The sequence below is a fragment of the Pelotomaculum propionicicum genome (assembly GCF_004369225.1).
GTDB lineage: Bacteria > Bacillota > Desulfotomaculia > Desulfotomaculales > Pelotomaculaceae > Pelotomaculum_B > Pelotomaculum_B propionicicum.
Window position 1 is genome coordinate 1 of the sequence record NZ_QFFZ01000046.1, and the last position, 25,489, is coordinate 25,489.

Here is a 25,489-nt window from a genome sequence, read left to right on the forward strand (position 1 = left end):
TTATCCAAGCACAAAACCATAAAGGAAACCAAAATAATGGTCAGGTAAATGGATGATAATCCCAGTCAATTTTCTTAAGGGGAAAATGTAAGAAAAAAAACACCATTTTTTGCAGTGGAATCATATAATAAAGTTAAAGTCAGTAAAAGTCAGACAGGAAAATATTGGTGGTGATTAATGTGTCAAATATTTCGGACTTAATAGAGCAATACTTAAAAAAACTTGTAGAGGAGAGCAGTAAAAATCTGATCGAAGTGCAGCGCAGTGACCTTGCTGTACGTTTTAACTGTGTTCCCTCCCAAATAAACTATGTCCTTACCACACGTTTTTCCGCCGGACACGGTTACTTTGTCGAAAGCAGGAGGGGCAGCGGCGGGTATATCAGAATCGTTAAGATTCCTTTAGACCAGCGGTCTGACTTGATCCTGGACCTGTGTAATTTAATCGGGGAATCGATCGCGCAGGCTGATGCCGAAGGCTTGATTAAACAGCTGCTGGAAGAGGAGTTCATTACTATGCGGGAAGCCCGTTTAATGCGGGCGGCTGTTGACGGCAACATCTTAAGGGTTGGCCTGCCAGCGCGGGATCAGCTGAGAGCGCTTTTATTAAAGGCTATGATTGTATCCATTTTACGTGAATAAAATCTACTGTTATGACAGATGCGATAGTTAAGGGGAGGATATTTAATGCAGTGTGAACGGTGCAATGAGAGACCGGCTACGGTACACCTGACAGAGATCACCAACGGGCAAAAACAGGAAACCCACCTTTGCGAAGTATGTGCTAAAGAAATACAGCTGCAGGGTTTTGGGCTTTTACCGCAGATGAACCTGCATAATTTTTTGGCCGGCCTTTTAAATTATGAATTTAACGGCAGCAAATTCGGGCAGCAGGAGGCCGGCGTCAAGGCATGTGCCAAATGCGGAGTGGCGGAAAGTCAATTTGTTAAGAAGGGGCTGCTGGGCTGTGGTGACTGCTACCCCTGTTTTGAAGAAAAGCTGCAGCCGCTTTTGCGCAGGATTCACGGCAATACCCGGCATACAGGAAAGGTGCCGGAGCGTACCGGAGGCAATGCCAGGCTGCTGAAGGAAATTGAAAACATGAAAAGAAAGCTGACTGAGGCTGTAAGCCGGGAGGAATTTGAGCTTGCCGCGGAACTGCGCGACACTGTGCGTCAGCTTGAAAAAAGACTCGAAGAGGGGGGTGAGGCCTGATGTCGATCAAAGACAAGGTTGGCAGCGCCCGCAGCCTCTGGATGGATGCGGACGGGCCTGACGCCGATATTGTGGTAAGCAGCAGGGTCAGGGTGGCCAGAAACCTTACCGCCATCCCCTTCCCCCACCTGCTGGACCTGGAGAAATCCAGGGAAGTAACCGCTAAAATAAGAAAGGCTATTGAAAACACAGAAGCCTCGGAACTGATAGGGAACCTGGAACTGACTGAACTGGGCGAACTGACCCCGTTGGAAAGACAATTGCTTGTTGATAAACACCTGATCAGCCCTGATTTGCTTAATGATTTTCAAGCCAAAGCTGTGGCTATCCGGCAGGATGAGGCTGTCAGTGTGATGGTCAATGAAGAGGATCACCTGCGCATACAGTGCCTCTTATCCGGGCTGCAGCTGAAAGAAGCCTGGGAGATCGTAAACAAGGTTGACGACGGGCTGGAGAAAACGCTGGACTATGCCTTTTCCGAAAAGCTTGGCTACCTTACCTCTTGCCCGACCAATGTGGGTACCGGGATGCGCGCTTCGGTGATGCTTCACCTCACAGGTTTGAAAATTACCAACCAAATAGGCGGGGTTTTTCACGCCATCGGCAAGCTGGGCCTGACGGTGCGGGGTCTTTACGGTGAAGGGACGGAAGCAGCGAGTGACCTTTTTCAAATCTCCAACCAGATCACCCTGGGGCAGTCCGAAGAGGAATTAGTGAACAACCTGACTTCCATCACCAGACAAATACTGACCCAGGAAAGGGCGTCCCGAAAATCTTTATATATAGACAGGCGTGAGTTCATTGAAGACAGAGTCTACCGGGCCTACGGAATATTGAAAAATGCCCGGATTTTGACCCTGGAAGAGGCGATGCGGCTTTTTTCCGATCTAAGATTGGGGATAGGGTTAAAAATAATCTTAGGGATACATGATAAACTCCTCAACGTCTTAATGGTGGAGGCCAGCCCCGCCTTTCTGATGAAAATGGCCGGGCGGGAGCTGTCAAGCCACCAGATGGATGTTTACCGCGCAGACCTGATTAGAAACGAATTTGAGAAAGCTGAGAAATGAGCCGTGAGAAATGAGACGTGGGAAGTGGGACTAAAGGGATTGTCTCATGGGTCAGAAAGACCCGAAAGGAATGCCTGAATCCCACGTCCCACGACCCACTGCTCACGGCCAATATTGGAGGTGTGGATATGTTTGGAAGATTTACTGAACGGGCGCAAAAAGTACTGATGTTTGCCCGCGAGGAGGCTAAAACTACTAATTACCCATACATCGGCACAGAACACCTGCTGCTTGGACTGATCAGGGAAGGAGAAAATGTTGCGGCCAAAATTCTTTCCGCGGTAGGTATGGACGCTGACAAAGTACGGGAAGCCGTAGCGCAAATGGTAGAGGCGGGCAAGGAACAGGCCCAGGCGGAGCCCGCGCTTACAGCCAGGGCTAAGAAAGTACTGGAGCTATCTTTGGACGAAGCCCGCCGGATGAGTCACAGTTACGTAGGCCCGGAGCACCTGCTGCTGGGTTTAATTCGTGAAGGAGAAGGGGTGGCGGCTCAAATTTTAAACGCCTACGGCGCTGATTACCGTAAGGTGCGCACCATGGTCGCCCACCTGCAGGGGGGGCAGACTCCCGCTGAGGGACAGGCGCAAGGCCAGGCCAAAAGCAGCGGGACACAGACGCTGGACCAGTTTGGCCGGGACCTGACTGTGATGGCGAGAGAGGATAAACTAGACCCGGTAGTCGGCAGGGATAAGGAAATTGAAAGAGTGATTCAGGTCTTAAGCAGACGCACCAAAAACAACCCGGTGCTGATCGGGGAGCCTGGGGTTGGGAAAACTGCGGTCGCCGAGGGGCTGGCCCAGAGGATTACCGCCGGTAATGTCCCTGAAATCCTGGCCAACAAACGCGTGGTCACCCTTGATATGGGATCTCTCGTGGCCGGTACTAAATACCGGGGTGAATTTGAAGAAAGGCTGAGAAAGATCATTGAAGAGATCCGTCAGGCGGGCAACATAGTCATGTTTATCGATGAACTTCACACACTGGTGGGGGCAGGCGCCGCTGAAGGCGCGATCGACGCTGCCAATATCCTGAAGCCGGCCCTGGCCAGGGGCGAACTGCAGTGCATCGGCGCCACAACCCTGGATGAGTACCGCAAGCATATTGAAAAGGATGCCGCCCTGGAGCGCCGTTTCCAGCCTATCACTGTAATGGAGCCGACCGTTGAGGAAACCATCCAGATCTTAAAAGGCCTGAGGGATAGATATGAGGCGCATCACCGGGTAAGAATTACCGATGCCGCCCTTGAAGCAGCCGCCAAACTGTCCAGCCGGTATATTACAGACCGGTTTTTGCCTGACAAGGCTATCGACCTGATGGATGAGGCAGGTTCCAGGATCAGGCTGCAGGCTTTTGTGCCGCCGCCCGAGCTGAAAGAGCTGGAAAAGGAACTGGAAGTGTTGCAGAAAGAGAAGGAAGCGGCTGTCAACGGGCAGGAATTTGAAAAGGCAGCCGAATTAAGAGACCAGGAACAAAAGCTCCGCGCCCAACTGGAGGAGCGCAGGGAGTCCTGGAAGCAGCATAAAAGCGGCGCTGAGCTGGTTGTGGACGAGGAAGCCATCGCCCAAATAGTTTCCAGCTGGACCGGTGTGCCGGTTAAGAAACTGGCGGAAGAGGAGTCTGAAAGGCTGCTGAAAATGGAAGAGGTGCTCCACCAGAGGGTGGTCGGGCAGGATGAAGCCATCCGGGCCATATCCAGGGCCATACGCCGTGCCCGGGCAGGCTTGAAGGACCCCAAGCGGCCGATTGGTTCTTTCATCTTTTTAGGTCCTACGGGAGTGGGCAAGACGGAGCTGGCCAGAGCCCTGGCGGAGGTCTTGTTCGGCAGTGAGGACGCTATGGTCAGAATCGACATGTCGGAGTATATGGAGAAGTTTGCTGTGTCCCGCCTGGTTGGCGCGCCGCCCGGCTATGTCGGTTACGAGGAAGGCGGCCAGCTGACCGAGGCTGTACGGCGCAGGCCATACACGGTGGTGCTGCTGGACGAGATTGAAAAGGCTCACCCCGATGTGTTTAACATCCTGCTGCAGGTGATGGAGGACGGCAGGCTGACAGACGCCAAAGGGCGCACGGTCGATTTCAGAAACACTGTGCTGATTATGACCTCAAATGTGGGCATGCAGACTATTAAAAGGGAAGTCACCCTGGGCTTCCGCATGGGCGACCGGGATGATTCCGGCTACGAGGATATGAAAAAGAGAGTTACTGAGGACCTGCGGCGGACTTTCCGGCCCGAGTTTCTGAACAGGGTTGACGAGACTATTGTGTTCCACGCGCTTACCCTTGAACACATTAAGGAAATAGTAAACCTGATGCTCAAGGAAGTGGCGGGCAGGATGAAGGAGAACTCGGTTGAAATCGAGGTCTCAGAAGCGGTGAAAGACCTGCTGGTCAAGGAGGGCTTCGATGAAGCTTATGGCGCCAGACCGCTGCGGCGGGCCATTTTACGCCTGGTGGAGGACCGCCTTTCAGAGGAGCTTTTGAAAGGGACCTTCCAGCAGGGCAGCAAGGTTCTCCTGGAACTTGACGAAACAGAAAAAGGTGTAAAAGTTAGCAAAATATCATAAATAATCTAAGCTGCCTTGGATGCTGCCTGCACAAGGCGCGTTAAAGACGCCCTGGGTTACGCCGCAACCAGCGCAACTATAACAGGCCTGACCAACGGCACCACCTATTATTTTATGGTCAAAGCCAAAGGTGACGGAGATGTTTATAGCCCTGCTTCCAATGACATTGGCTGCAAACCAACCTCATGGTTAGCCCCGTGAGGTTTTTTTCGTCCTGTAAAATATCAACTGGTTTCAGATTGAAGATATGGAGTGAATATTATTATGATATAATTTAGCATCCTGGTATTTATAACAAGCCCATATTTAATCAGACCCGGGACGACACTTGTGGTATGTCGTTTCAAATGTTATAATTTAGAAATAACCAAAACCTGGAGACTTTTTGTCGATGCGTGCAAAAACCAGATACTTTTGCCAGGCATGCGGCCAGCAGTCCACCCGCTGGTTGGGGCGCTGCCCGGGCTGCGGCGCCTGGAACAGCTTTGTGGAAGAACTCATCGGTCCCCAGGCGGCGCCTGGCGAATTAACCGCTGGTGGTGACCAGCCCCGTTCTATAACTGAAGTGCCTGTGTTGGAGGTGGAGCGTTTCCAGACGGAACTCGGAGAAATGGACCGGGTCCTGGGCGGAGGCATAGTACCGGGCTCACTGGTTTTAGTGGGGGGAGACCCCGGCATCGGTAAATCTACCCTGCTCCTGCAGGTCGCCCACCTGCTGAGCAGCAGGCTAAAAGTACTTTATGTTTCAGGCGAGGAATCATCCAGCCAGATCAGGATCCGGGCAGACCGCCTTGGCGCCCTGTCACCAGGCCTGATGCTGCTGTCGGAGACGGATATCGACGCCGTGGAGCGGCATTTAAGAGAATTAGCCCCGCCTGTGGCTATAATAGATTCTATTCAGACAATGTTTAAGAACGGGGTGGCTTCCGCGCCGGGCAGCGTCGGGCAGGTGCGGGAATGCGCGGCCCAGTTGATGCGTTTGGCTAAAACCACCGGTATTTCAATTTTTCTGGTCGGGCATGTTACCAAGGAAGGATTGCTGGCGGGGCCCAGAGTGCTTGAGCATATGGTTGACACGGTGCTTTACCTTGAGGGTGAGCGGCACCAGTTCTTCCGGATCTTGCGGAGTGTTAAAAACAGATTCGGCTCAACCAATGAAATTGGCATATTTGAAATGAAGGTTAACGGTTTGGTGGAGGTTGCCAATCCGACCGCTTTGTTTTTGATCCAGCGCCCTCATGGCGATGTGACAGGATCAGCCGTAGCGGCCGGCCTGGAGGGCACCAGGCCGCTCTTGCTGGAAATTCAGGCATTGGTTACCCCAACCGCTTACGGTATGCCGCGCAGGATGACCGCCGGTGTGGACCATAACAGGGTAGCCCTGATCGCGGCGGTGCTGGAAAAGAGGGTTGGCTTAAACCTGGGCAGCCATGACATTTATGTCAACGCGGTGGGCGGGGTAAAACTTGACGAACCGGCGGCGGACCTGGCCATAGCCTGTGCCCTGGCCTCCAGCTTCAGGGATGTGCCGGTTGACGCGGGGATAGCCCTGGCCGGCGAAATAGGGCTGACAGGCGAACTTCGCCCCGTGACCGGTGTGGAGAAGAGAGTCAGAGAGGCTTTCAAGCTTGGCTTTAGCAGATTTTTGCTGTCCGCTCAAAACGCTTCCAGTATAAAAGGGGAGCATGGTGTTGTAGCGGCGGATACACTGGCGGAGGCGCTGGAGCTTGCTTTAAAGGTGTGAGGTGGTCTATTTGAAAGAAGAAAAGATGGAAAAAACGGAAAAATTCGAGGACCGGTTTATCAAAGTCCTGCGCTCGGTTGCCCCGGGTACCCCGCTGCGGGAAGGGCTGGAAAATATCCTGCGCGGCAAAACCGGCGGCCTGATCGTCATCGGTGACACACCTGAGGTTATGGAAATAACAGAAGGCGGTTTCGCGATCAACGCCGACTTCACTCCCGCCCGTCTATATGAGCTGGCCAAGATGGACGGGGCGATCATACTTAGCAAAGACGCCAGAAAAATCCTGGCGGCCAACACGCAGCTGGTGCCTGATCAAAATATACCCTCGAGTGAAACAGGGATCCGCCACCGCACGGCAGAGCGGGTAGCCAAGCAGACTGACACGCTGGTTATATCAATATCTCAGCGCCGGGGAATTATCACAACCTATAAAGGGTTTTTTAAATATGCTTTAAAGGATCTCGGAGTAATCCTGACCAAGGCCAACCAGGCCATTCAGACCCTTGAAAAATACCGTTCGGTCCTGGACAAGGTGCTGCTGGGGCTAAGCGCGCTGGAATTCCGGGACACAGTCACTTTATTTGACGTGGCCAAGGCTATCCAGCGGGTGGAAATGGTTTTGCGGGTAGTCAAGGAAATAGACCGCTATATCAGTGAACTGGGTGTTGAGGGCCGCCTCATCACCATGCAGTTGGAAGAGCTGGTTTCCAATACAGAGGACGAAGGACTGCTGGTGATTCAAGACTACGCCACCACCTACGGGGAGAAATCTCCTTCCAGCATTCTCAATGTTATAAGGAGCTGGCCGGCGGAGGATATTCTGGATTTATCCCTGATCTCCAGGGCGCTTGGTTTTCCCGGAAGCGCCAGCATTTTAGACCAGCATGTGTCCCCGCGGGGCTACCGCATATTAGAAAAGATACCAAGGCTGCCCCTGCCGGTGATCGATAACCTTGTCAAGACATTTGGGAACCTCAGAAACACTCTTGTGGCATCTATTGAAGAACTTGACGAAGTTGAAGGCATAGGAGAAGTCCGGGCGCGTTCCATCAAGGAAGGGTTAAACCGGTACCGGGACCAGGTTTTACAGGAATGGCACAGGTAAGTTGCTGTAAATAGTGTAAAAATAAACCACTCCAAACAATTTTTAAATTTTCTGTTGACACTGCCATGCAGCTATGCTAGAATTATAGTTTGTTTGACATGGGCGGCCTTTCGTGCTATACTTTATACGTGGTAAATTTTTTACGGCAATAGATAAGGAGGGTACGGACTTGTTTAAAATAGGAGACAAAGTGGTGTACCCGATGCATGGCGCTGGTGTGATTGAGTCCATTGAGGAGAAGGAGGTTCTGGGGGAGAAGCGACAATATTACATCCTCCGCCTTCCCGTCGGTGACATGAAGGTGATGATCCCGATTAACAACGGTGAGGAAGTTGGGCTGCGCGAGGTCGTTGGCTGGGAAGGTGTGGAAAGGGTGCTCAGCATCCTGCGCCAACAGTGCTCGGCTATGTCCCCCAACTGGAACAGAAGATACCGTGCTAATCTGGAAAAGATAAAAAGCGGCAATATATACGAAGTCGCCGAAGTTGTGCGCAACCTGATTAAGCGTGACCAGGAAAAAGGGCTCTCTTCCGGTGAAAGAAAAATGCTGGAAAATGCAAGACAAATACTTATCAGCGAACTGGTTCTGGCCACGGAACTGGAGGAAGAAAAAGCCCGATTGCTTCTGGACGGCGCCTTTGCGTAATAGCGTCAGGTAAAACTGGCGTTTTTTATTTTCCAAAAAAAACTAACTTTTTAAGTTGATGAATTATTTATAAAACTTATATAATAGAGTTATAAATTTTTGTTTAAAATACTTTTAATTCCCAAAAGCAGAAGGAAAGGAGGTGAAGAAGTGGTCAGAAAAATAGCTTTTATCGTCCTTGTTGTCTTGTTTACTGCCGCAGGCTCCGCAATCGGAATATTATTGGTGAACAGTAATAGTGATATGTTTACTTTCTTTGCCAACCTGCCCCAACAATTTAAATTCAGCTTGATCGGGCTTTCCTCATTAATTGCCCTGGCAGCCGGCATTCTACTTGCTCCACTGATGATCCGGGGTGCTGTCAGGATCACCGTATTCATAGAGCAGTATCTTCAAAGAACGCCAATTCAGGACCTGGTAATGGGTTCGGTTGGTTTGATTATTGGACTTATAATAGCTAATTTAATTGGTTCCATACTTTCTTCCATAGGTATTGTCGGTAAAATTCTGTGGATTTTAATCACCTTGCTTCTGGCTTACCTGGGTCTCAGTATCGGCATCAAAAAAAGGGAGGACCTGATTACCCTTTTTGCGGGTTTTCCCAAGTTCGGCAAAGAACGTGCCTTAAAAGCCGAGGCCCGCACCGGACAGTTTAAAATTCTTGACACCAGCGTTATTATTGACGGGCGGATCGCTGAACTATGTGAAAGTGGTTTTGTTGAAGGGATTCAGCTTGTACCTGCTTTTGTCCTTGAAGAACTGCGCCATATCGCGGACTCGCCCGATCTCCTCAAGCGCAACCGCGGCCGGCGGGGCCTGGATATTTTAAACAAGATGCGCAAGGACCCGGATATAAAAGTACAGATATATGACAATAACCGTGGGTTGGAAGATGTGGCGGAGGTTGACACCAAACTGGTCAAACTGGCCCAAAAGCTGGGCGGCAAGATTATCACCAATGATTTCAACCTGAATAAAGTAGCTGAACTGCACGGCGTTAAGGTCCTCAACATCAATGAACTGGCCAACGCCATTAAACCGGTGGTGCTGCCGGGAGAAGAAATGGTGGTTCAGGTAGTCAAGGACGGCAAGGAAAGCGGTCAGGGAGTAGCATATCTGGACGACGGCACAATGATCGTTGTGGACGGCGGCAAGCGGTATATGAACCAGACTATCCCCGTACTGGTAACAAGTGTCCTGCAAACGGCAGCAGGGCGAATGATCTTTGCCAAGCCCAAATACGACAGGCGTATTGAAGGACAGGCCGGTTACGGCGAGGTGAATATTATTGGTTAAAGTGGCTGCGGTAGTGCCTGCCGCCGGGAGCGGGGTCCGGATGGGGACGGATACTAAGAAACAGTATCTTGACCTAAACGGCATACCGGTCCTGGGGCATGTTCTTAAAAGTTTGGAAGCCAGTCCTGTAATTAATGGCGTTGTGCTTACCGTCAACCCCGGGGAGGAAGAATACTGCCGTAAAGCTGTGGTTGACGCGCTTGGCTTAAGTAAAGTAACTGCGATTGTACCGGGAGGAAAAGAGCGCCAGGATTCCGTGTATAACGGCCTTCTGGCGCTTTCCGGCGATTATGGCATAGTGGTGGTCAATGACGGAGTCCGCCCTGTTATCGACCACGCGGTACTCCGGGCAGTCGTGCAGGCAGCCGCGGCGCACGGCGCCGCGACCAGCGCGGTCCCTGCCAAGGATACTGTAAAAATGGCCGGGGAAGACGGCTTTGTTGCCAGGACTCTGCCCAGGGAAAGCCTGTGGCTGACTCAGACCCCCCAGGCTTTTCGCTATGAGATAATTATGGAAGCTCACCGCAGGGCGCGGCTGGAGAAATTCTTTGCCACCGACGACGCCGGGCTGGTTGAATTTACAGGGCAGCCGGTAAAGTTGGTGCCGGGCTCTTATAAGAATATAAAGATAACAACCCCGGAGGACCTGGTCATGGTGTCAATTTTCTTGCAGGAAGGGACGGGGAGCCGCAGTTGAGAATAGGCTTGGGTTATGATGCGCACAGGCTGGTTGCAGGCAGGAAGCTGGTGCTGGGCGGTGTTGCTATTCCCTACCAGAGAGGGCTCCTGGGGCACTCTGACGCGGATGTGCTGGCGCACGCAGTTATGGACGCGCTTTTGGGCGCCGCCGGAGCAGGTGACATAGGCAGGTATTTCCCTGACAGTGACAGCCAATACCAGGGTATCAGCAGTATGGTCTTATTGTCCAGGGTGAAGGAGATCCTCAGCGGGAAAAACCTGAAGGTAGTAAATATTGATACTGTGATCGTCGCCCAAGAGCCCAGGCTGGCGCCCTACATGGAAAATATGGTCGCCAACATGGCACAGGCGCTGGAGATCGATGCCAGCCAGCTGAATATAAAGGCTACGACAACTGAAGGCCTGGGTTTTACCGGCGCGGGTGACGGCATAGCCGCTTACGCGATAGCAATGATAGAATAAGATCAGGGCTTAGCCTCGCTGCTGCCAGGATCTCCCCACGCAACTTGCCGCCATTTTTCAACTACTTCCCTTTCCTTTCCATCCGCCCTGTGCGAGTCTCCGGCAAGTTTTACGAGTGTTTTCAGATCTTCCAGATTGATCAGCTCATAGGCGGCTGATTTGCTCAAGTGACCTGTTATTCCCCTGAGTTTTTCAATACGGCAGCTAGGGCAGTGCATTCTGGTAAGCAGGCAGTTGTCACAGCATCTTTCCAGAAGGCGATCTATTTCGTAGAAATCATTATGATCCATCATGCGGGGTTCCCCCTTAAAATAAAAAAGACCTTGTGAATTTCCAAGGACAGCGTCGGCCTTGCGCCTAATTAAATTATATAAGATAGTACCTTGGCATACAAGTATTTTTTGCCCGCCGCTGTTATACAGCCTGCTCCTGGCCTGGGGCGGTTAGAAGTTGCCTGCCTGTTAATGGAGGTGTTATAATAAGCTCGGCAAAAAACGGTATTTGTACATAGTTTTTAACAAGGAGGAACATATTTTGTCGGTTCGGGTAAGATTTGCGCCAAGCCCCACAGGCCCCCTGCATATAGGTGGGGCGAGATCAGCGCTATTTAACTGGCTGTTTGCCCGCCGTCACGGCGGCACTTATATTGTTCGCATAGAAGATACCGACCTTGAGCGCTCATCCAGGGAGTCGGAGAAAAATATTTTGGATTCGCTGCACTGGCTTGGTCTGGACTGGGATGAGGGCATCGATGTAGGAGGTCCGCACGGGCCGTACCGGCAGACTGAAAGGCTGGACATGTACAGGCATTACGCTGAAGTGCTGTTGCAAAAAGGCCTGGCTTACCGCTGCTACTGCAGCGAGGAAGAACTTGCCGCGGAAAGAGAAGAACTGCTGGCCAAGGGCGAACTGCCGAGGTACCTGGGCCGCTGCCGGGCCCTTACGGAAGAGGACTGCCGGCGGCATGAAGCGGCGGGGCGCAAGCCTGTGATACGCTTCCGGGTGCCTGCCGGCGATGCGATTTTAATCAGGGACCTGGTCCGGGGGGATGTTACTTTTGAACGCAGCGAGATCGGCGACTTTATCATCATTAAGTCCGACGGTATCCCCACATACAATTTCGCGGTAGTGGTGGACGACCACACCATGCTGATCAGTCATGTGATCAGGGCGGAAGAACACCTCTCCAATACCCCGCGCCAGGTATTACTATATGACGCCATGGGTTGGGACAAACCGGAATTTGCCCATGTGTCGCTTATTCTGGGCAAGGACCGCAGTAAAATGAGTAAACGCCACGGCGCCACAGCCATTGAACAATACCGTGCAAAAGGTTATTTGCCTGAAACCCTGGTTAATTTTCTGGCCCTTCTGGGCTGGTCGCCCGGCGGCGAGGAAGAAGTGTTTCCCCTGAACGAGCTAAAACAGCAGTTTTCCTTAGACCGGGTAGCTAAGAGCCCCGCTGTTTTCGACCTGGAAAAACTGAACTGGCTGAACGGCCATTATATTAGACAGGCGCCCCTGGACCAGCTTACCGACATGGCCGTCCCCTATTTGGAAAAGGCCGGGTATCTGAGCGTCCCGTTATCGCCGGAAAAATACCAGTGGGTTAAAATGGTGGTAGCATCACTCCAAAAACACTTAAGTTACATGGAGGAAATAACCGGCCAGGCCAGGATTTATTTTGAAGACGATTTTGAAATCGAAGGGCAGGACGCTCAGGACATCATGGCTGGTGAGCAGGTACCCGGGGTGCTGCGATGTTTGGCCAAAAAAGTAAGTGTTTCTGGTGAGATAAAAGAAAATGACGCGAAAGAACTCTTGAAAGAAGTGGGACGCGACCTCGGGCTTAAGGGGAAACAGATATTTATGCCGGTGCGCGTAGCGCTCACCGGAAGTACACAAGGGCCCGATTTGAACCAGATTATGGCCATCCTGGGCGGTGAGGGAATTATCCAGCGCCTGTCCAGGTGGACGTGAGAACTGGGACGTGAGACGTGAGACTTGGGATGTGGGAAGAGGAAAGCTATGATTTGTGATTTTTAAGAGGCTCAACAGGAATGCAGTATATACCCACGTCCCACGGCTCACTTCTCACGACTAAATGGGAGGTCATTCTTTCATGGAAGTTTATAACACTATGACCAGGCGCAAAGAAACATTCCAGCCAAGGGAGCCTGGCAAGGTTGGCATATATGTCTGCGGCCCGACAACTTACAACTATATACACCTGGGCAACGCCAGGCCGCTTGTCTTTTTCGATACCGTCCGGAGGTACTTTGCTTATAAGGGGTACGAAGTCCTTTATATTCAGAACTTTACTGACGTGGATGACAAGATTATTAACCGCGCCGCCCAGGAAGGCAAGGACCCCCTGGAGTTGTCCCGCACCTATATCGACGAGTATTTTAAAGACGCCGGCGCCCTGAACGTGCGCCGGGCGGACCAGCACCCTAAAGTCACCGGGCACATGCCTGAAATTATTAAAATGGTGGAGGCTCTGGTGGAAAACGGCTCTGCCTACGTGGTGGAAGGCGATGTTTACTTTGAAGTGAGGAAGTTTGCCGGTTACGGCAAGCTTTCCGGACGTACTCTGGACGACCTGCTGGCCGGGGCGAGGGTGGAGGTTGATACCAGAAAGCGCGACCCGCTGGACTTCGCGGTCTGGAAATCTTCTAAGCCGGGCGAACCTGCCTGGGACAGTCCCTGGGGGCCCGGCCGGCCGGGCTGGCACATTGAATGCTCGGCCATGTCTTTAAAATACCTGGGGACCAGTTTTGACATACACGGCGGGGGATTTGACCTGGTCTTTCCCCACCATGAGAATGAGATAGCCCAGAGCGAGGCCGCGACCGGGGAGACCTTCGTCCGTTACTGGCTGCATAACGGCTTTATCACTGTAAAAGAAGAAAAAATGTCTAAATCCCTGGGCAACTTCTTTCTGGTGAGGGATATTCTGGCTAAGTTTCCGCCGGAAACAGTGCGGTTTTTCCTTCTCTCAACCCACTACCGCAGCCCTCTGGATTTTGACGACGAGAAACTGGCCGCCGCCGGGCGGGGGCTGGAGAGGATCAAGACGAGCGTCCGTCTTTTAACCGAAGCGCTGGCTAAGAAGACCAGTGAAGATACCGTGGCGGTGACGGGCGATCTGCAGACAGCGATTGACACTCTGAAGGCTTCTTTTGACGCCGCCATGGACGATGATTTTAACACTGCACTGGCTATCGGGATCGTCTTCGAGCTGGCCAGGGAAGCCAACACGGCGGTGCAGCGGCTGGGAGAGACGCTGGCCAGGGCTGACCGGGAAGTTTTGAGCAAGGCCATGGATGTATTTAAAGCGTTCAACGAAGTGCTGGGTGTTTTTAAGGTTGACAGCAGCGGCAATATGATCATTGAAAGTGTTTCCGAAGAAAACTCCGGCTTGGCGGAAAAACTCCTCAGCCTGATCATTGATGTGCGGCAAGAGGCGCGCAAGAAGAAGGACTGGGGTACTTCCGACCGGATCCGGGACGGCCTCAAAGAACTGGGCATAGTACTTGAAGATACACCGCAGGGAGTACGCTGGAAGAAGCAGGGGTAATGTTGTTGTTGAATAATGAAATCAAAAACATAGAGCGGCCGGCGGACCTGCCGGCGCTGGTGCTGGCTTACATCGGCGACGCGGTGTACGAACTGGCGGTGCGGGAGCACCTGGTCGGCAGCGGCCTGGCCAGGGTTAACAAACTCCACGGCGAGTCGGTAAGGTACGTCAACGCCGGCGCGCAGGCCAAAGCCCTGCACGCGCTGGAAGGGCTGCTCAGTGAAGAAGAAGCAGCGGTCATGCGCCGGGGGCGCAACGCCAAGTCGCCTCACGTGCCAAAGGGCGCGGGAGTGATTGAGTACCGGCACAGCACCGCCCTGGAGAGCCTGATCGGCTACCTGTATCTGAAAGGTGACACGGCCCGGCTTGCAGAAATTATAACCGCAGCCCTGGAAGCCGCAAGAGATGAGACGTGAGGTATGAGAAGTGAGACGTGAGACTAAAAGGATTGTCTCAAGGGTCCAAAAGACCCGAGAGGAATGTCATAGTCCCACTTCCCACTTCCCACTTCCCATAACTAAGATTTGAGGTGATCATATGGGTGCTAAAAAGTTGAGTGTCACTCTTTTAAGACACACTCCCGACCCACAGGAGATTGTCGCCATGGGGGCCAAGCTGTGCTACTCACCGGCTGATATTGAGGAGCTGAAGAAGGGGATAGAAGCCAGAAGCCAGGCGCCTTTTCTGGGACGGCTGATGGAATTCAGCCACCTTTCACCTATCGAGCACGCCAGTTTCACCTTTGGCATAGAAGGGGTGTCCCGCAGTTTGCTGGCCCAGATTACCAGGCACCGCATCGCCAGCTTCAGCGTCAAATCCCAGCGTTATGTTTCTGAGGTCAGCGCGGCCAGGGATGATGACGTTTTTGGCTATATCATACCGCCTCGCATTGCGGCACTGGGGCCGGAGGCGGTGCAGGCTTTCGCGGACCAGATGAGGCAGATTCAAAAATGGTACGATGAATGGGTGGAAAAGCTTGGCAACAGCGGGGAGTCCACCAATGAGGACGCCCGTTTTGTCCTGCCCAACGCGGCGGAGACCAAGATGCTGGTAACCATGAACGCACGCGAACTACTCCATTTCTTTAACCTGCGCTGCTGCAACCGCGCCCAGTGGGAGATCAGAGCTCTGGCGACCGAGATGCTGCGCCTGGCCAAACAGGCCGCGCCTGTTATATTTAAGGAAGCCGGTCCGGGCTGCCTGCAGGGCCCCTGTCCTGAAGGCAAGAAGAGCTGCGGCAAAAGCAGCGAGGTCAGAGAAAGGTTTAAGAATCTTTAGAATACAGGAGAAATATTTTCAATATAAAAAACAAATTGACAGGATTTACAGGATTAAAGGGATTTACATGATTTTTAAAAATAAAAAACTAAATATAATTAGTTCCTTTACCTATTAACATCTTTTAAGTTGTCTATATAAATCTCTTAAATAAAAATGCAATTTTGAATCCTGTTAATTTTTAAAATCCTGTTAATCTTGTCAATTTGTTTTATCTTTTACTGAACTAAATTCTGCAAGTCTGTCATAAAAAAGTTTATAAAGGAGAGTGCCAAGCTGGACGACATTATTGCCGGCCGCAACCCTGTCAGGGAAGCCCTGCGATCAGGCCGGCCGATTAACAAGATTATGATTGCGGACGGCCTTTTAACCGGCCCGCTGCGGGAAATATTCACTACAGCCAGGGACAAAAAGATTCCGGTGCAGAAAGTGGACCGCCAGCGCCTGGATAAATTCGCTTCAGGCACAGCCCACCAGGGAGTGCTGGCTTTCCTGGCCGCTAAAGAGTACGTGGAAGTTGATGATATCCTGGCAGGTGTTAGGCCGGGGGAAGCCCCTTTCCTGATTATCCTTGACGAGATCAGCGACCCTCATAATCTGGGCGCGATCCTGCGCACAGCTGACGCCGCCGGGGTCCACGGGGTGGTAATTCCCCGCCGCCGCTCGGCGCCGCTGACCCCAACCGTGGCCAAGTCGTCCGCCGGCGCCATCGAATATGTCCAGGTGGCAAGGGTGGCCAACCTGCCGCAAACAATCAAAGGTCTTAAAAAGAAGGGCCTCTGGATTGTGGGCGCTGAGGCGGACGGTGAGCATATTTTTTGGGACGCCCGGCTGGACGGCCCTCTGGCGCTGGTTATAGGCGGCGAGGGCAAAGGCCTGGGGCGCCTGGTTAAAGAACGCTGTGACAACCTGGTGCGACTGCCTATGTCCGGGCGGGTAAATTCCCTGAACGCTTCGGTTGCCGCGGCTCTGTTGGCTTATGAAGTGCTTCGGCAGAGAAGAAGGGCTCTTGAACATGAAAGAGTTTCTGGTCGTTGACGGCTATAACATTATTTTCGCCTGGCCCGAGTTTGAGAATTTTAAAGAATCCGGCCTGGAGCACGCCAGGTATAAGCTGGTGTCGATCCTGGCTAACTATTCTCATTTCTCAGGGCAAAAGGTATTTGTGGTTTTTGACGCGCACCAGGTAAAAAATTCTGTTGAAAGAACAGAGACCGTCGACAGTGTGGAGGTTATATTCACCCAACAGGGAGAGACCGCCGACGCTTATATTGAAAGTCTGGTAGGACGCTTGTCTGATGAGGGAGTTATTTATGTGGCAACTTCTGACTGGGCTGAGCAGGGCATAATTTTTGGCAGGGGCGCGTACCGCCTTACACCCGGCGAATTGCGTGAACAGGTGGACAGGGCCAGAAAGGAAAGCCAGGCGCATTACAATAAAGCCCTTCCCTCAGAGAGCTACCTGGAGAACCGCCTCCTTGATCAGGTGAGATCAAAATTGGAGAGATGGCGTCGAGAAAAAAAATAGACGAGACAAGGTCTCTGTTAATTTTACCTTGACGAGCTATCACCCCTTCGTTATAATTAGGTTGGAAACTTGACCGGAAACTCACCTTGAACAATGCCTTAACCCAGAGAGACAAAAAGCGTAAGGGTTATTACCTGGACTTAGTGTCAGGCGAGGGAGAGGTCTTTTTGTTTTTCTCGTACTGAAAAGAGAAAGAGCGAGGGGATAATGTGAGTCTTCAAGCCCAAAGGGAGGTTCCTAACGGGTATCAGGTTTTAATTGATGAGGAAGTTGTTGAGTTTGCGCGTGAAGGTGATGATAGCGCTCTAGAGTATCTAATTAACAAGTACAGGAACTTTGTCAGGGCTAAAGCCCGCTCCTACTTCTTAATCGGGGCTGACAGGGAAGATATTATCCAGGAAGGTATGATTGGCTTATATAAGGCCATTCGCGATTTCAAGCTGGACAAGCTGTCGTCTTTCCGGGCGTTTGCCGAATTATGCATTACCAGGCAAATTATCACCGCTATTAAAACAGCAACCAGGCAAAAACACATTCCGCTTAATTCATATGTTTCGCTGAACAAGCCAATATATGATGAGGATTCTGACCGCACCTTGCTGGATGTTATTTCAGGCTCAAAGATTACCGACCCGGAAGAACTGATTATTTCGCGGGAAGAGTTTGACGACATTGAAGAAAAGATGGGCGAGATTCTCAGTTCTTTGGAGTGGAAAGTACTGATGTCCTACCTGGAGGGGAAATCATACCAGGAAATTGCCGAAGACTTGAAGCGCCATGTAAAATCGATCGATAACGCTTTGCAAAGGGTCAAGCGCAAGCTGGAACGTTACCTGGAAAAACGGGAAGCTTAACCAGTCAATTAGTTGCAACTCAATATCCAGCACTAGGCAGGCCTTTAACTGATTCCCATTGGTTAGGGGTCTTTTTATCCTTGACATCGGTTGTGATTTCACGTATAATACTTATTGTGTCAGCGCCGGCGTAGCTCAATTGGCAGAGCAGCTGACTTGTAATCAGCAGGTTGCGGGTTCGAGTCCCATCGCCGGCTCCAACTCAGTAGTCAGAGGTCAGAAGTCAGAAGTCAGAGTAAAGAGAATTCGCTTGAGCGAATTTCCTTAAAAGAATCCGACCTCCGACTTCCGATGACCGACATCAGATACGGAGGGGTTCCCGAGTGGCTAAAGGGAGCAGACTGTAAATCTGCCGTCGACGACTTCGCTGGTTCGAATCCAGCCCCCTCCACCAAAGTCAACAAAAGGGCGCCCGGGAAATTTGAAAAAGGGTAACCCTATGTGATATAATAAAATTTAGAAACGTCGCGGGGTAGAGCAGCTGGTAGCTCGTCGGGCTCATAACCCGAAGGTCAGGGGTTCAAATCCCCTCCCCGCAACCAAGCAAAGTGAAGCGCCTCAAGGGATTGGGGCGTTTTTTGTTTTGTGCGACAGGTAGTGTTTATACTTGTTCCGAAAATGCTTCTTGGTTTGGGGGCTGCAGTTTAATAAGTTGATAGTGTAATATCTGAGGGACGCCGTGTAGGTGTATTCTCTTTAGCTCTATTTATCTTTATGGAAAACACCTTGACGATAAGGTGGATGGCATGTATAATTTTAACAGTTTAATGACAGGTATTGTAACAAATGACTAAGTCCTTATAATATGTCAGGTAAAATGGATAGAAAGGAGGGTATTCAGATTGTTTGTTAAGAATATTGTCCGCAGTATAGTTCTAGTCTTATTTGTTTTAACCATTACCAATGCAGCGTTTGCGGCATCGGAAATTGTAGTGCAGAATAATCCACCAGTCAACCAGCAAACAGAGCAAAGCGCCTTTAGCCCGGATGTTCCCATCAATGGTTTATGGTGGACAGAAGGAAGCTATAATAATACTAATGGTTACTGGAATAGCCTGGGCGAGTTTCAGACTCAGCTTCTTACCCCCATCAATGAATAGTTCATTGTAGACAAAGTCAAGTGCTCCGCAGATCGCGGAGCCTTTTTAATTACAAAGGTTAGCAGTCGCTTAATTTATTAGTAATAAAAAAACAGGTAATGTGCGGAAAGAGAAAAACAATCATTAATTTGCCTTGTTGATTTTATTACACCGTATATTCTGTGCTGTCATAAACATATTTGTTTATTAAAATGAATGTGTCCATATCTAAGTCAATAAATTCTATGGCGATACCGTCTTTCTCCGTTCTTGTTACTACACCCTTAGTTTTTAATGAAAGGTGGGAGCCGTTATTGGCAATGATGATAACAATATCAAGCATTTGGTTTTTGTAAAACTCTTCACTGGTTTCAAAATAAAGACCACCAGCACTGATGTTTTTAGCACAACCACTCACAGTGTCTTTCCCGTTATAAAGTTTGTTTTATCCCTATGCTCCGCCGGAGCGGTTGGTTGTCTAGTCAAAAATATCCTGCAGAGTTCTGAACAGGCTTTTCTTCTTATAGTGGTCGCCGTGCCCATAGTGATGCTTGTCATAGTGATGATGATCGTGGTCGCTGTGGCGCCTTTCATAATAAGATTCATATTCCGCCTGCTCTGCCCTGGCACGCTCCAGCAGCTGGTTTAATTCCCCCCGGTCCAGCCAAACGCCCTTACATTTTGGACAGACGTCAATAAGGATACCTGACTTGGTGACTTCATCCAAAAAAGTGGTACAAACCGGACATTGTTTCATGACCTGACACCTCCAAAGAGTTTATTAGTTTTATGCAAATCTAAATTTTTAGTTCACCGAGACGCTTAATCCTTTCGCTCATAGGCGGGTGAGTGCTGAAAAGCCTGGCGATGGATGCCCCTGACAGCGGATTTACAATAAAAAGGTGTGAAGCCGCCGGGTTTACCTGCATGGGCACCCGCTGTGCCGCGCTTTCAAGCTTTACCAGCGCGTTGGCCAGGCCGCCGGTGTTCCCCGCGATGCGGGCCCCGGTATCATCCGCCTGGAATTCCCGTGAACGTGAAATAGCCATTTGAATGAGCATGGCCGCGATTGGCGCGGTAATGGCCAGGAAAAGCGAACCTATAAAACTGCCGCCTTCGTCATCATCCCGTCCCATACCTAAAATCGCTCCCCACTGGATAATGTTGGCGATCATGGTGATTGCCCCGGCAAAGGCGGCCGCAATCGTACCAACCAGGACGTCACGGTTTTTAATGTGGGCCAGTTCATGGGCCAGCACGCCTTCCAGCTCGTTGCGGTTCAAGATACGTACCAGCCCTTCGGTGACGGCCACTGCCGCGTGCTCCGGGTTTCTTCCGGTGGCAAAGGCGTTAGGCTGCGCTGACGGAGTGACATAGACGCGGGGCATGGGCAGGCCCGCCCTGCCGGCCAGCCTTTGTACAATGCTGTATAGTTCAGGCGCCTCTTCCTGGGCGACCGGCCGGGATCTGGTCATGCTGATGGCAATTTTGTCACTGTAATAGTAGCTGAAGAAGTTCATCCCGAGGGATATCAGGAAGAACAAAGCCGCTCCGGACTTGCCGCCTATCGCCCCGCCAATGAGAACCAGGATAATTGAGAGTATGCCCATTAACAGCCATACCTTAAAACTTTTCATCTTAAATAACCTCCTCGTTTTTGATATCTGTTTAGAGAGCATTTTGTTGGTTTTAGCATCAACCTCCTGTTTTTACAGCATTGTTATGACCAGTATCAGAAAGATACCGTAGAAAACCACCGGGTACATGAAGATGCCCGCTTTTAAATTCTTTTTCCTGGCGGTAATCATATACATGGTCAGGCTTGACATCAGGGCCAGGCCTGCGCTCAAAGCGGCCAGCGGGGTGAGCAGCCAGGGAGTCAGCGAGATGCCTATGGCCGGGATGATCGATCCCTGGAAAACCATGGCGCCGGTGATATTGCCCAGAGCCAGGGTATCTTTGCCGCTTTTGACCCAGATCACACTGTTGAATTTCTCCGGGAGTTCCGTGGCCACAGGAGTAATAATCAGGGACAGGAACAAGGCCGGGACCATCATCCAGGTGGCTATGGCGTCCAGGGCGCCGATAAAATAATTGGCGCCGGCGGTGATTAAAAACAGGCTAAAAGCTATCTGCAACAGAATCAAGATAATAGGGGCCTCAGAGCTTTTTCTCCAAAGGTAAAGCGGGGGCAGGTCCAGTTCGGACAGCCCATCCCCGTCCCCCAGTGTTTTAATCACATAGTACCCGTACCCCATAACCAGGGCCAGAGCTACAGCAACTTTGGCGTTATGGCTTGGCAGGAATGTCGATATTATCGCAATGGAATAAAAGAAAATGAAATATTTCAGGTCTCTGATGAATATTGACCGCTTGACATCGACACAATTGGTTTCCGCTCCCCGGCAATAAAACATTTTAGACACGCCCACCACGCCAAAGGCCAGTGTGCTCAGCATGAACGGGGCGCCTAAAATAGCCCCGATGGCAACGTCGTGGGCACTTCCGGAGTGGGTAAACAATATTGCGATTAAAGGCACCATTGTTTCAGGCAGTGCCGTCCCTACCGCCGCCAGGACACTGCCGACCGCGCCCTCGGAAAGATTCAGCCTTTTACCCAGCCATTCCACACCGTTGGTGAAAATTTTAGCGCCGGCAAGGATGGCCAGCAATCCCCCGGCCAGTATAAGGATATTAATTCCCATGATGACTATCACTCCCTATGCAAATTTAAAATTAAAAAAGACCCACGTATTTCCTCGTTGAAAATACGAAGGTCTTGCCTACCGTTTCAGGTTACAAAAGCCGGGCATTGCTACCGTACTGACGGCTTTTGCTCCGGGCTGGCGCCCGGTGGCTACTCCCCTTGTCCAATTTGTTTCTAGGGAGTATTATTACAGTAATAAGAGATTATGTCAAGTGTTTTTTGGGGTGTGAGAACTAAGAAAACCCAAGTTGACAAGGCAAATTAACCTGTGCTAAACTATACAACGAGGCTTAATCGCCTTATGACAATATGCCACTATAGCTCAGTAGGTAGAGCGCATCCTTGGTAAGGATGAGGTCACCGGTTCAATCCCGGTTAGTGGCTCCAATTTTAGTAGTCGGTAGTCAGTAGTGAGTAGTCAGATCAAAGGAAATCGCAGAGCGATTTCCTTCAAGCAATCCGACTACCGACTACTGACTACCGACAACCAAATACGGCGGCGTAGCTCAGCTGGTCAGAGCACACGGTTCATACCCGTGGTGTCCGGGGTTCAAGTCCCTGCGCCGCTACCAAGAAGAACAAAACCGGTGAAACGCGCACCGGTTTTTGTAATATCAGGCGTCATGTTTTATCACCCGCCCCTTTTCCATGGCTATCCGGGCGAATTTTTCGGTGCTGTTTTGCGGGGGTTGGTGTAAATCCCGGCGCCGGGACATGGTCAGCGCTCCGGTTGGGCAGGCACAGGCGCAAACGCTGCAGCCCAGGCAGATATCTTCTTTAATTAAAGGCAGCTCGGTGCCGCCGGCCTCGCCCCGCATGGTAATGGCACGGATCTGGCAGGCTGCCGAGCAGGCAGCGCAGCCGCTGCAGTCCTCTTTTGCCAGCCGCGGTATGAAATTACTCGGGTGGGCCATGAGTTTTCCCGACTCCCTGATCGAGTGAAGCACGGTACAGCAGCAGCCGCAGCAGTGGCAGATAAAAGTGGGCTTGTTGAGCACATTGTCGCCCAGGTGGACCAGCCCGGCTTTTTCAGTTTGCTCCAGCACCCGGAGCAGTTCATCAACCGTGGCCGGCTTACCCAACTCCCTGCGCACCAGCCACTCCGCCCCGTTTTTGCCTAGCGTTGTGCACACATCAAGCGGCGCGCCGCAGGCTTTGTTCAGGTGGCTGGCCTTATGGCGGCAGGAGCACATTGACAGCGCCCCGCCGCCGGAGGAACGAATTATATCAGAAGCTCTCTCATAGCTCAGCACTTCGGTTTCCACAACGGCAGGGACGATTTTTTCATAAACCAGAGCTTTAAACATCTTGGTGGCGCCCCCTGAAAGTTCTGCCCTTGCTTCATCATTCTGGAAGTACCTTTCGAAAAGCTCGGCCAGTTCCTTCATGTTTATATCGTCCCGTACCCGCATAAAGGTGTACTCAAAGAAGCCTATGACCATCGGAGCAAGTATGTACAGCACTTTATCCCGGCGGGGCAGGTCAATTACCAGCCCCTTTTCAGCCATACCCTCCAGGATGTTTTTCAGGCTGTTTTCCTCAATCCCGCTGCCGGTGGCGATTTTGTCTATAGTCACCGGGGCTAAAGGGAAACTGCCTCCCACCAGTGCCTCACTTTCCGTATAGAGCCGGTGCAGAATTTCCATCAAGGTTTTATTAACCTTAACCCCTACCGGGTTTTTGCTCAGCCTTTCGGCCAGAGCCCGGTAGACCGCCTCCTTGGCGTCGTGCAGGTGTCCCATTAATTATACTCCTTTGCTGGTTACTGCAATTAACATAGGAAGATTTCTATTCCCGCGTGCTAGTTTATCACAACGGCCAGGCAGTTGGAAAGGGGACGGCCCGGCTGAGTAATGTATTGGCCGCTGTAATAGAGACCGCAAGAGGCGCCGCCGTCGAGGTTCAGGGCGTCTTTCAGGCCCAGGTTTTTAGTTAACTCCGCCAAACCCCAGACATCAGCACCATCGACCATACCCAGCACCAGGATATTATCCCGGTCAACTCCTGCGAAGCTCCTGGGCGCCGCTATGGTAAGCTTGGACTCGCTCACTTCACCGACTGCTGTCTGGCCGCCCAGCAAAAGCAGGGGGTAGTTCCCGATAGCGGACTTAAAATTAATACTGGGGTTTTCTTTATAGCTTATTTTATAATCAACCTGCTTGCCTATGGAAAACTGATCTGACCTTTCGCTGTTGTTAGGCCCGTACCAGATTACGTAACCGTCCTGGGGTATACGGGCTTGACCTGCTGCGATGCCGGCCACCATGTTGTTTCTGACGGTTACACAAGTCCTGCCGGCTGGGGTCATGCCGTCTTTATAGGCGGGCGTGAAAATCACAATGGCGTCATCAGAGTAAACATGGTTCACGCCCCAGGCATACCACCAGTTGGGCCAGACCCACGAGCCGCCTGAGCCTCCTGTTATTTCAGGGGTGTATTTGCCGATAAACACCCGGTTGCTCTCATTAACGCCCAGTGTGCCCTCGCCGCCAAGGTGAAAGTAGGTGTGATCAGCAGCCAGGGTGCCGTGCGGCAGCAAGTCATTTTGGTCGTAGGCGTTGAAATAAGTCCCGTTAATTGCCGCCACGGCCCCCGATCGTTCAGCCATGGAAGACAGTTCCTCACTTTTGCCGATTCTGTCTTCAGCCAGTACCGGCCTGATTTCCACATGCGGGTTGTTCATATTTACGAAAATCAGGTTGGCGTGCAGGGTACCATAGCTGGTTGACACGTCCCTCTGATCGTACCTGACTTGCCATGTTGGACTGGGCGGCTCCGGCAGGGCGCCGGGCGGGCCGATCAGCACAGCCTGGGCTGATTCGTCCCAGCCTGCCCCATAGCCAAAAGCTTCCGCGACAAAACGCGCCGGAAGGTAGACCCGGCCTTTTCTGAGAAGCGGTGTGACATCCATCACCGACATCTTTTCCCCGACAATAAGATCATTGCTGCCGACACGCATGCTTACAGTAACGGGGTTATAGCCCGTCATAGTCAAGGTCGCGGTCTGGCTTGCTCCGTCCCAGCCGATATCGCTGTCCGCGATACCCAGGGAGTTGGCCAGAAACCTGACCGGCACATAGGTCCGGCCGTTTTCCAGAAAAGCAGCAGCGTCCATGTTTTTCTCCAGTCCGTCCACCGTGTAATTACTAAGTCCGATGATGAAAACAACCCTGTGGGCCGCGGCAGCTCCTGCTCCTGAAGGTGCTGTGAATATTACGGCGATAAGTATCGCCATGGCTAACACAAACAGTTTCCTCATACAAAAATCCTCCTATCCGGGCTTTAATGCCAGCTTTTAAAGATAAATTCGGCGGAGAAGTTTTAAATCCTGGAAGCACAGCTATTATTTGTTTTAAAATTTTGGTTAAAATAAACCTTAGAGCGGATTATTTTAAGTGGCCGATTTTCTGTATTTTTTATAGCGAGCAGAAGGATTTTTAACTGGTGCATAGAATTAATGATTGTTTTCCACTGTTTTGAATGCTTTGAGGAAATGTGGAAATAACTCTAGTATATGAAGTTTGGTTGAGTATCAGTAAGGAGGAAAACCAAATGGCAAAACAAAGATTTGAGCGGACCAAACCACACGTTAACATTGGCACCATTGGTCACGTGGACCACGGCAAAACAACCCTCACCGCGGCAATCACCCTGGTGTTGCAC

Annotated in this window: 25 protein-coding genes, 5 tRNA genes and 1 pseudogene; 24 read left to right on the plus strand and 7 right to left on the minus strand. The window is 51.2% G+C overall.

Going from position 1 to position 25,489, the window contains the following annotated elements; all coding sequences use genetic code 11:
- Window positions 1-179: 179 nt before the first annotated feature.
- The 10 genes from Pmgp_RS15380 to ispF all read left to right on the plus strand — a co-directional run bounded on the left by Pmgp_RS15380 (window position 180) and on the right by ispF (window position 10,800).
- Window positions 180-641, plus strand: a complete 462-nt coding sequence (locus Pmgp_RS15380; RefSeq protein ID WP_134214927.1) for a CtsR family transcriptional regulator — start codon at window positions 180-182, stop codon at window positions 639-641.
- Window positions 642-686: 45 nt separating this feature from the next.
- A complete protein-coding gene (locus Pmgp_RS15385; RefSeq protein WP_134214929.1) occupies window positions 687-1,214 on the plus strand; it encodes a UvrB/UvrC motif-containing protein in 528 nt (175 codons plus the stop codon).
- Entirely contained in the window at window positions 1,214-2,284 is a 1,071-nt protein-coding gene (locus Pmgp_RS15390) for a protein arginine kinase (RefSeq protein WP_134214931.1), read from the plus strand. The genes Pmgp_RS15385 and Pmgp_RS15390 overlap by 1 nt, the downstream gene beginning before the upstream one ends.
- Window positions 2,285-2,412: 128 nt before the next feature.
- Entirely contained in the window at window positions 2,413-4,848 is a 2,436-nt protein-coding gene (locus tag Pmgp_RS15395) for an ATP-dependent Clp protease ATP-binding subunit (protein WP_134214933.1), read from the plus strand.
- Window positions 4,849-5,239: 391 nt separating this feature from the next.
- Complete coding sequence (gene radA, locus Pmgp_RS15405; RefSeq protein WP_134214938.1) at window positions 5,240-6,592, plus strand: DNA repair protein RadA; 1,353 nt, start codon at window positions 5,240-5,242, stop codon at window positions 6,590-6,592.
- Between the two features lie 25 nt (window positions 6,593-6,617).
- Entirely contained in the window at window positions 6,618-7,697 is a 1,080-nt protein-coding gene (gene disA, locus Pmgp_RS15410; protein ID WP_134214978.1) for a DNA integrity scanning diadenylate cyclase DisA, read from the plus strand.
- 169 nt (window positions 7,698-7,866) lie between these two features.
- Window positions 7,867-8,343, plus strand: coding sequence for a CarD family transcriptional regulator (locus Pmgp_RS15415; protein WP_134214940.1), 477 nt, complete (start codon window positions 7,867-7,869; stop codon window positions 8,341-8,343).
- 150 nt (window positions 8,344-8,493) lie between these two features.
- The gene (locus Pmgp_RS15420) at window positions 8,494-9,639 is read left to right on the plus strand and encodes a PIN/TRAM domain-containing protein (RefSeq protein ID WP_134214942.1); all 1,146 of its coding nucleotides are present in this window, start codon (window positions 8,494-8,496) and stop codon (window positions 9,637-9,639) included.
- 1 nt (window position 9,640) lies between these two features.
- Window positions 9,641-10,336 (plus strand): 2-C-methyl-D-erythritol 4-phosphate cytidylyltransferase, encoded by a 696-nt coding sequence (gene ispD / locus Pmgp_RS15425; RefSeq protein WP_486644368.1) that lies wholly within the window; start codon window positions 9,641-9,643, stop codon window positions 10,334-10,336.
- Window positions 10,333-10,800: a 2-C-methyl-D-erythritol 2,4-cyclodiphosphate synthase gene (gene ispF, locus Pmgp_RS15430; RefSeq protein WP_134214946.1), complete on the plus strand. Its 468-nt coding sequence runs from the start codon at window positions 10,333-10,335 to the stop codon at window positions 10,798-10,800. The genes ispD and ispF overlap by 4 nt, the downstream gene beginning before the upstream one ends.
- A gap of 2 nt (window positions 10,801-10,802) precedes the next feature.
- On the opposite strand, the gene Pmgp_RS15435 is transcribed toward ispF, so the two are convergent.
- Window positions 10,803-11,093 (minus strand): hypothetical protein, encoded by a 291-nt coding sequence (locus Pmgp_RS15435; protein WP_134214948.1) that lies wholly within the window; start codon window positions 11,091-11,093, stop codon window positions 10,803-10,805.
- A 241-nt stretch (window positions 11,094-11,334) separates the two neighbouring features.
- Here Pmgp_RS15435 and gltX point away from each other — a divergent pair, with 241 nt between their 5' ends.
- From gltX to Pmgp_RS15490, 11 genes are all read left to right on the plus strand, one after another.
- Entirely contained in the window at window positions 11,335-12,780 is a 1,446-nt protein-coding gene (gltX, locus tag Pmgp_RS15440; protein ID WP_134214950.1) for a glutamate--tRNA ligase, read from the plus strand.
- Between the two features lie 142 nt (window positions 12,781-12,922).
- The gene (gene cysS, locus Pmgp_RS15445; protein WP_134214952.1) at window positions 12,923-14,380 is read left to right on the plus strand and encodes a cysteine--tRNA ligase; all 1,458 of its coding nucleotides are present in this window, start codon (window positions 12,923-12,925) and stop codon (window positions 14,378-14,380) included.
- The gene (locus tag Pmgp_RS15450; RefSeq protein ID WP_134214954.1) at window positions 14,380-14,796 is read left to right on the plus strand and encodes a Mini-ribonuclease 3; all 417 of its coding nucleotides are present in this window, start codon (window positions 14,380-14,382) and stop codon (window positions 14,794-14,796) included. The genes cysS and Pmgp_RS15450 overlap by 1 nt, the downstream gene beginning before the upstream one ends.
- A 121-nt stretch (window positions 14,797-14,917) precedes the next feature.
- On the plus strand, window positions 14,918-15,658 hold the full coding sequence (thyX, locus tag Pmgp_RS15455) for an FAD-dependent thymidylate synthase (RefSeq protein WP_134214956.1): 741 nt from the start codon (window positions 14,918-14,920) through the stop codon (window positions 15,656-15,658).
- Window positions 15,659-15,934: 276 nt separating this feature from the next.
- Entirely contained in the window at window positions 15,935-16,696 is a 762-nt protein-coding gene (rlmB, locus tag Pmgp_RS15460; protein WP_134214958.1) for a 23S rRNA (guanosine(2251)-2'-O)-methyltransferase RlmB, read from the plus strand.
- Window positions 16,674-17,186, plus strand: coding sequence for an NYN domain-containing protein (locus Pmgp_RS15465; RefSeq protein WP_134214960.1), 513 nt, complete (start codon window positions 16,674-16,676; stop codon window positions 17,184-17,186). The genes rlmB and Pmgp_RS15465 overlap by 23 nt, the downstream gene beginning before the upstream one ends.
- 209 nt (window positions 17,187-17,395) lie before the next feature.
- The gene (sigH, locus tag Pmgp_RS15470; RefSeq protein ID WP_134214962.1) at window positions 17,396-18,040 is read left to right on the plus strand and encodes an RNA polymerase sporulation sigma factor SigH; all 645 of its coding nucleotides are present in this window, start codon (window positions 17,396-17,398) and stop codon (window positions 18,038-18,040) included.
- A gap of 124 nt (window positions 18,041-18,164) precedes the next feature.
- Window positions 18,165-18,240: transfer RNA gene (locus Pmgp_RS15475), tRNA-Thr, on the plus strand.
- 109 nt (window positions 18,241-18,349) lie between these two features.
- Window positions 18,350-18,434 (plus strand) — tRNA-Tyr (locus Pmgp_RS15480).
- Window positions 18,435-18,506: 72 nt separating this feature from the next.
- Window positions 18,507-18,582, plus strand: a tRNA-Met gene (locus Pmgp_RS15485).
- Window positions 18,583-18,882: 300 nt separating this feature from the next.
- The gene (locus Pmgp_RS15490) at window positions 18,883-19,140 is read left to right on the plus strand and encodes a hypothetical protein (protein ID WP_134214964.1); all 258 of its coding nucleotides are present in this window, start codon (window positions 18,883-18,885) and stop codon (window positions 19,138-19,140) included.
- A 145-nt stretch (window positions 19,141-19,285) separates the two neighbouring features.
- On the opposite strand, the pseudogene Pmgp_RS15495 reads toward Pmgp_RS15490, so the two are convergent.
- The 4 genes and pseudogenes from Pmgp_RS15495 to Pmgp_RS15510 all read right to left on the minus strand — a co-directional run.
- A pseudogene (locus tag Pmgp_RS15495) lies at window positions 19,286-19,546 on the minus strand (PilZ domain-containing protein); the annotation flags it as partial.
- A gap of 51 nt (window positions 19,547-19,597) precedes the next feature.
- Window positions 19,598-19,876, minus strand: coding sequence for a TFIIB-type zinc ribbon-containing protein (locus Pmgp_RS15500; RefSeq protein WP_134214968.1), 279 nt, complete (start codon window positions 19,874-19,876; stop codon window positions 19,598-19,600).
- 40 nt (window positions 19,877-19,916) lie between these two features.
- On the minus strand, window positions 19,917-20,756 hold the full coding sequence (locus Pmgp_RS15505) for a zinc metalloprotease HtpX (protein ID WP_134214970.1): 840 nt from the start codon (window positions 20,754-20,756) through the stop codon (window positions 19,917-19,919).
- A gap of 72 nt (window positions 20,757-20,828) precedes the next feature.
- Complete coding sequence (locus Pmgp_RS15510; RefSeq protein WP_243119896.1) at window positions 20,829-21,824, minus strand: sodium:calcium antiporter; 996 nt, start codon at window positions 21,822-21,824, stop codon at window positions 20,829-20,831.
- Between the two features lie 313 nt (window positions 21,825-22,137).
- Here Pmgp_RS15510 and Pmgp_RS15515 point away from each other — a divergent pair.
- Window positions 22,138-22,213, plus strand: a tRNA-Thr gene (locus Pmgp_RS15515).
- Between the two features lie 108 nt (window positions 22,214-22,321).
- Window positions 22,322-22,398, plus strand: a tRNA-Met gene (locus tag Pmgp_RS15520).
- 42 nt (window positions 22,399-22,440) lie between these two features.
- On the opposite strand, the gene Pmgp_RS15525 is transcribed toward Pmgp_RS15520, so the two are convergent.
- Together Pmgp_RS15525 and Pmgp_RS15530 are read right to left on the minus strand one after the other, a co-directional pair.
- Window positions 22,441-23,568, minus strand: a complete 1,128-nt coding sequence (locus Pmgp_RS15525) for a 4Fe-4S dicluster domain-containing protein (RefSeq protein WP_134214972.1) — start codon at window positions 23,566-23,568, stop codon at window positions 22,441-22,443.
- 59 nt (window positions 23,569-23,627) lie between these two features.
- Window positions 23,628-25,085: a stalk domain-containing protein gene (locus tag Pmgp_RS15530; RefSeq protein ID WP_134214974.1), complete on the minus strand. Its 1,458-nt coding sequence runs from the start codon at window positions 25,083-25,085 to the stop codon at window positions 23,628-23,630.
- 293 nt (window positions 25,086-25,378) lie between these two features.
- Here Pmgp_RS15530 and Pmgp_RS15535 point away from each other — a divergent pair.
- Window positions 25,379-25,489: GTP-binding protein (locus Pmgp_RS15535; RefSeq protein WP_134214976.1), on the plus strand; the 111-nt coding region annotated here is incomplete at its 3' end.